1 protein-coding gene is annotated in these 7,529 nt (G+C 74.4%); it reads left to right on the forward strand.

The annotated features are described in order from the left end of the window. Positions 1-7,529: amino acid adenylation domain-containing protein (locus ACWD3D_RS30510; protein WP_451463986.1), on the forward strand; the 7,529-nt coding region annotated here is incomplete at both ends.

Genomic DNA, 7,529 nt, shown 5'->3' on the forward strand with positions numbered 1-7,529 from the left:
CGATGGTGGCCGCCACCCTCGGCGTGGTCGGCGCGGGCGCCGCGTACGTACCGATGGACGCCACCTGGCCCGAGGAGCGCCTCGGCCGCGTCGCGGGCGTCGCCGGAGTCCGCGCCCTGGTGGTCGACGAGGCCGCGGCCGGGCAGAACTGGGTCAAGGTGACCGCGGCCGTCCTGCCGGTGATCGTCGTCGACGCCCTCGGCCGGATCCTGCGCGGCGCCCCGTCGGTACCTGGACACCGCACACCGGTCACGCACCCCGACCGCCTCGCGTACGTGATGTTCACCTCCGGCTCCACCGGCCTGCCCAAGGGCGTCGGAGTCACCCACGCCGACGTGCTCGCGCTGACCGCCGACTCCGCCTGGACCGGCGGAGCGTGCGAGGCGGTGCTGCTGCACTCGGCGTACGTCTTCGACGCCTCCACCTTCGAGATCTGGGTACCGCTCCTGCACGGTGGCCGGGTGGTCGTCGCGCCTCCGGGCGTCCTGGAGGCGCCGATTCTCACCGGGCTGGTCGACCGCCACGGCGTGACCGCGCTGTTCCTCACCACGGCCCTGTTCAACGTGGTGGCCGAGGCCGACCCGGCGGCCTTCGCCGGGCTGCGACTGGTCGCCGCGGGCGGTGAGGCCGCCACCCCCGACCTGATGCAACGGGTGGCCGCCGCCGCGCCCCGCACCCAGGTCCTGCACGTGTACGGCCCCACCGAGACCACCACCTTCGCCGCCCGCCACCGGGTCTCCGGCGGCGCCGGCGGACTTCCGCCCATCGGCCGCCCGCTCGACGGGATGCGGCTCCACGTGCTCGACGCCGGCCTCGCCCTGGTTCCGCCCGGCGTGGTCGGGGAGCTGTACGTGGCCGGCCGCGGCGTCGCACGCGGCTACCGGGGGCGTCCCGCGCTGACCGCCGGGCGGTTCGTCGCCGACCCGCACGGTCCGCGCGGGGCCCGCATGTACCGCACCGGGGACCTCGTGCGCTGGACCGCCCGCGGCGAGATCGAGTACGTCGGACGCGTGGACGGGCAGGTCAAGCTGCGTGGTTACCGCATCGAACCGGCCGAGATCGAGTCCACCCTGCTCGCCGACCCGGGCGTACGGGCCGCGAGCGTCCTGGTCCGCGAGGACATACCCGGCGACCGCCGGCTCGTCGCGTACGTGGTGCCGGTCGCGGGCACGGCCCTGGACGACACCGTGCTCGCCCGCCGCGTGGGCCGCGCCCTGCCCGCGTACATGGTGCCCTCGGTGTTCGTGACGCTCGAGGCACTTCCCCTGAACCCCAACGGCAAGGTCGACCGCCGCGCCCTGCCCGCACCCCCCGCCGCGACCACCACGGGCCGCGCCCCGCGCACCGCGTACGAGGAGGTGCTGGCCGGTCTGTTCGCCGACGTGCTGGGCGTCGCCGCCGTCGGCGCCGACGACAACTTCTTCTCCCTGGGCGGCCATTCGCTGCTCGCCACCCGTCTCACTGGCCGGGTGCGCGCGGCTCTGGGAACCGAACTCGGCCTGCGCGCCCTCTTCGACCACCCCACGGTCGCCTCGCTCGCGGCGGTCCTCGACACCACCGGCGCCGCCCGTCCCGCCCTCACGCCGCAGCCGCGCCCCGAAGCGGTGCCGCTCTCGTTCGCGCAGCGGCGGCTGTGGTTCCTCAACAAGGCGGAGGGCCCCGGCGACACGTACACCATTCCGCTCGTCCTGGAACTCGACGGCCCGCTCGACATCCGGGCCCTGCGGGGCGCCCTGGCCGACGTGGTAACCCGGCACGAGAGTCTGCGCACCGTCTTCGCCGAGTACGACGGCGTACCCCGACAGCGGATCCTCGACGCGGCCGTCGCGGCGGAGCTGGTCCCGCTCACCGTCCTGCGGTCCCCGGCCGGGGAACCCGGTGCCGGAGCGGCCTGTGCGGACGGAGAGGCCGGTGCGGAGGGAGCGGCCGGAGCGGCCTGTGCGGACGGAGCGGCCGGTGCGGAGGGGGAGGCCGGAGCCTGGGCGGAGGAAACGATCCGCCGTCTCACGGCCGAGCCCTTCGACCTCACCGGCGATCTCGCCGTCCGGGCGAGCCTGCTCCAGGAGGCCCCGGCCCGCCACCTCCTGGTCCTCGTCCTCCACCACGTCGTCGCCGACGGCTGGTCCCTCGCCCCTCTCGTCCGCGACCTCGGCGCCGCCTACCGCGCCAGGGTCGAGGGCACCGGCACCCCCGACTGGCCCGCGCTGTCCGTGCAGTACGCCGACTACACCCTCTGGCAGCACCGGCTGCTCGGCGACGAAACCGACCCGGAGAGCCTGGCCGCGATCCAGCTCGCCCACTGGCGGGAAGCCCTGCGCGGCGCCCCCGACCTGCTCGACCTGCCCCTCGACCGGCCGCGCCCCGCCGTGCCCAGCCACCGGGGCGACGCGGTCCCCTTCGCCCTGCCCGCCCCCGAACACGCCGCGCTCGTCCGGCTCGCCCGCACGGCGGGCTGCACTCCCTTCATGGTGCTCCAGGCGGCGCTGGCGGTGACGCTGCACGCTCACGGCGCCGGCACCGACATCCCCCTGGGCACCGCCGCGGCGGGCCGATCGGACGAGGCCCTCGGTGATCTGGTCGGGTTCTTCGTCAACACCGTCGTGCTGCGCACTGACCTCTCCGGTGACCCTACGTTCCGTCAACTGCTGGAGCGCGTACGCGAATTCGACATCGCCGCCCTCAGTCACGGCGACCTTCCCTTCGAGCGGATCGTGGAAGCCGTCAACCCCGAGCGGTCCGGCGGCCACCACCCGCTCTTCCAGACCATGCTGGTCCTCCAGAACCAGGAGCGCACCGACCTGGACCTGCCCGGGATCACCGCCCGGGACCGGTCCGCGCACACCGGGATCAGCAAGTTCGACCTGACCTTCTCGCTGACCGAACTCGCCGACACCGATTCTGAGTCCGCCGGGATCGGGGGGTATCTGGAGTACGCCACCGACCTCTTCGACACGGCCACCGCCCGCGGTCTGAGCGAACGGTTCGCCCGTGTGCTCGCCCTCGCCGTCGCCGCCCCGGACCGACCTGTCGGGAGCCTCGACCCGCTCGGTCCGGACGAGCGGGACCGGATGCTCGCCCAAGGGCTGGGGAACACAAGGCCGTTGCCCGCGATCAGCGCACCGGAGGCGGTCCGCGAACAGGCCGCACGCACCCCCCGCGCGGTCGCGGTCCGCGACGAGAGCACCACCCTCACCTACGCGGAACTCGACGCCCGGGCCGACGCCCTCGCCCACGCCCTGCGCGAGCGGGGCGCGGGCCGGGAGGACCGGGTGGCCGTCGCCGCTCCCTCGTCCGTCCACACGGTCGTCGCCATGCTGGCCGTGCTGCGGGCCGGCGCCGCCTACGTACCCGTCGACCCGGAGTACCCGGCGGCTCGCATCCGGCACATGCTCGACGACGCCCGGCCGGTCCTGCTGCTCACCACCACGGCCACCCACTCGTCGCTGCCCGTCACCGGCCTGCCCTGGCTCGCCCTCGACGCCCCGGCAAAGGCCCCCGCGCCGGATGCCCCGGGCGCCCGCCACGTACCCCACCCGCATGACCCGGCGTACGTCATCTACACCTCCGGCTCCACCGGCCGCCCCAAGGGTGTGGTCGTGTCCCATGGCGCGCTGGCCAACCACATGGCGTGGCTCGCGGACCACCTGGACCTCACCGGCGAGGACCGGGTCCTCGCCCGCACCTCCACCAGCTTCGACGCCTCCGTGTGGGAGCTGTGGCTCCCGCTGATGAACGGTGCCGAGGTCTGCGTGCTGCCGCCCCGGGCCAACCGGGAGCCCGCCGAACTCATCGCCTGGATGGGACGGTTCGGCATCACGGTCGCCCAGTTCGTGCCCTCGCACCTGACCCACGTTCTCGCCGAGGCCGCCCATGCCGCGCCGCTGCCCCGGCTGCGCGCCGTCCTGTGCGGCGGCGAACCCCTGCCGCGCGCCCTCGCCGGCCAGATCGCCGCCCGCTGGGGCGCCGACGTGCACAACCTGTACGGGCCCACTGAGGCGACCATCGACGCGACCGCGCACCGCGAGGACGGCCCACGGACCGAATCCCCGGCCGAAACCGTCCCGATCGGCCGACCGGTGGACACCATGCGCGCGTACGTCCTCGACGACCGCCTGCGCCCCGCACCGCCCGGCGTCACCGGGGAGCTGTACCTCAGCGGCCCCAACCTCGCCCGGGGCTACCTGCACCGGCCCGCTCTGACCGCCGAGCGCTTCGTCGCCGACCCCTTCACCGCCGACGGCACCCGCATGTACCGGACGGGCGACCTGGTGAGGTGGAACGGCCACGGACTGCTCGACTACCTCTCCCGTGGTGACGACCAGGTCAAACTCCGCGGCTTCCGGATCGAGTTGGGCGAGGTGGAGGCCGCTCTCCTGGCCAACTCCGCCATCACGGGCGCCTGCGCGGTGATCCGCGAGGACGCGCCCGGCCGGCGCCGCCTCGTCGCCTACGCCGTGACCGACGATCCCGCCGTGCGCCCCGTCGCCCTGCGGGACGGCCTCGCCGAGGCCCTCCCGCAGCACATGGTGCCCGCCGCCGTCGTCGTCCTGGACGCCCTGCCCCTGCTGCCCAACGGCAAGGTGGACCGGCGCGCCCTGCCCGAACCCGGCCCGCACACCGACGGCCCGGCCGTACCCGGACGGCCCACCCTCCACGAGGAACTGCTCGCCGGGATCTTCGCCGACGTCCTCGGCCTGGCCGAAGTCGGCCCGCACAGCGGCTTCTTCGACCTCGGCGGTCACTCGCTCCTCGCCATGCGCGTGGTGAGCCGCGTCCGTGCCGTACTGGGCGCCGAGATCGCCGTACGCACCCTCTTCGAGCACCCGACCGTCGCGGGCCTGGCCCGCGCCCTCGACCCGGCTGCCCGGACCCGCCCTCCCGTGGCTCCGGCCGAGCGGCGGCCCGATCCGCTCCCGCTCTCCTTCGCCCAGCGGCGGCTCTGGTTCCTCAACCGGCTCGAAGGGCCCAGCTCCACTTACAACATCCCGCTGGTACTCGAACTCGACGGCGCACTGGACACGGAAGCGCTGCGCGCGGCGCTGCGCGACGTCGTGGAGCGGCACGAGTCCCTGCGCACCCTCTTTCCGGAACGGGACGGCACACCGCACCAGTTGATCATTGGCGTGGACATCTCCGCTCCCGCCCTGCCGGTCGTGGACGTGGCCCCGGCCGATCTGGACGAGGCCGTCTTCGACGCCGTGCGCGAGCCGTTCGACGTCACCGCCGACCTGCCGATGCGCGCCCTGCTGCTGCGCGCCACCCCAGGCCACCACGTCCTGGTGCTGGTCCTGCACCACATCGCGGGAGACGGCTGGTCCCTCGCCCCGCTCGCCCGCCACCTGGGCGAGGCCTACCGGGACCGGCTGGCTGACCGGGAACCCGCACCGGCGTCCGCCACCGTGCTCCAGTACGCCGACTACACCCTCTGGCAGCACGCCACCCTGGGCGAGGACACCGCACCGCAGAGCGTGCTGGGCCGACAGCTGGACCACTGGCACACGGCGCTCGCCGGGTTGCCCGGCCTGATCGACCTGCCACTCGACCGGCCGCGCCCGGTCACCGCCGATCCGAAGGGAGACGTCCACGAATTCGACGTACCCCCCGCGCTCCACGCCCGGCTCCTGGTCCTGGCGAGGGAGTCGGGAAGCAGTCTCTTCATGGTGCTCCAGGCGGCGGTGGCCACCCTGCTGCACCGGCACGGCGCGGGTGACGACATCCCGCTGGGCACCCCCGTCGCCGGGCGCACCGACGAGGCGCTGGAGGACCTGGTCGGCTTCTTCGTCAACACTCTCGTCCTGCGCGCCGATCTGTCCGGCAGCCCCACCTTCCGTGAACTCCTGGTACGCGTGAGGGAGTTCGACCTCGCCGCCTACGGCAACCAGGACGTGCCGTTCGAGCGGCTGGTGGAGAGCCTCAACCCCGTCCGGGCGGGCGACCACCACCCGCTCTTCCAGACCATGCTGGTGCTGCAGAACCAGGAGTCCGTCCGCCCCGAATTCCCCGGGCTCACCGTGGAGGACCGGCTCGTCCACAACGGTCTGAGCAAGTTCGACCTCACCTTCGCCTTCACCGAGGAGCGCGAGCACGGCGGCCTCACGTCCGGGATCGAGTACGCCACCGCCCTCTTCGACCGCGACACCGTCGAAACCCTCGCCGCCCGGCTGGTCCGCCTCCTGGAACAGGTGGCCGCCGACGCCGACCGGCCGCTCGCCGGCTACGACCTGCTGACGGCCGGCGAACACGCCCGGGTCACCCGCTGGGGCACCGGCCGCCCGCTCGGCGAGGCCGCACCGGACACCACCCTGCCCGCCCTCTTCGCCGCCCAGGCTCTCCGCACCCCGGACGCCACCGCGGTCGCCGACGACACCGCCGGCCTCAGTTACGCCGAACTCGACGCGCTCTCCTCCGACCTCGCCGGCGCCCTCACCGGACTCGGTGTCGGCCCCGAATCCGGTGTCGGCGTGCTGCTCGCCCGGTCGCCCGCCGTCGTGACGGCCTCCCTCGGCACGGTCCGCGCGGCCGGCGCCTACGTCCCCATGGACGCGCGCTGGCCCGAGGAGCGGCTCACCCAGGTCGCGGGGGTCGCGTCGGTGCGGGTCCTCGTCGTCGACGAGGCGTCCCTCACCTCCCCCTGGGTCACCGCGACCGCCGGCCGGCTGCCGGTCCTGGTGGTGGACCGGCTCGGCCGCGTCCTGCGCGGTGCCCCCGGACGGCCGGGCCGCCCGGTCGCCGTACCGGGGCCGGACACCCTCGCGTACACCATGTTCACCTCCGGCTCCACCGGACTGCCCAAGGGCGTCGGTGTCACCCACGCCGACGTGGCCGCGCTCGCCGACGACTCCGCCTGGCGGGAGGGCGCCGCCGACGCGGTGCTGATGCACTCGGCGTACGTCTTCGACGCCTCCACCTTCGAGATCTGGGCCCCGCTCCTGCACGGCGGCACGATCGTCGTCGCGCCCGAGGGCGTGCTGGAGGCCCGAGTCCTCCGTGACGCCGTCCGCCGGCACGGCGTCACCGCCGTCTTCCTGACGACGGCGCTCTTCAACGTGATCGCCGAGACCGACCCCGGGGCGTTCCAGGGGATGCGCCTGCTGTGTGCCGGAGGTGAACTCGCCTCCCCGGACGGCATGCAGCGGATCGCAGGCGCCACGCCGGGCCTGCGGGTCCTCCATGTGTACGGGCCGACCGAGACGACCACCTTCGCGACCCGCTTCGACGTGACCGCCGCCCTTCCTGCTGGGCCGCCGCCCATCGGCCGCCCGCTCGACGGCGTGTGGCTGCACGTGCTCGACGGGGCCCTCGGCCCGGTCGCACCGGGCGTGGTGGGCGAGCTGTACCTCGCCGGACGCGGAGTGTCCCGGGGCTACACCGGGCAGCCCGCGCTGACCGCGGGCCGCTACGTCGCCGACCCGTACGGTCCCGCGGGCGGGCGGATGTACCGCACCGGTGACCTCGTTCGCTGGACCGGTGACGGGCACATCGCCTACGTCGCCCGCGCGGACGGACAGGTGAAGCTGCGCGGCTACCGC

The organism is Streptomyces sp. NPDC002690 (assembly GCF_053592415.1).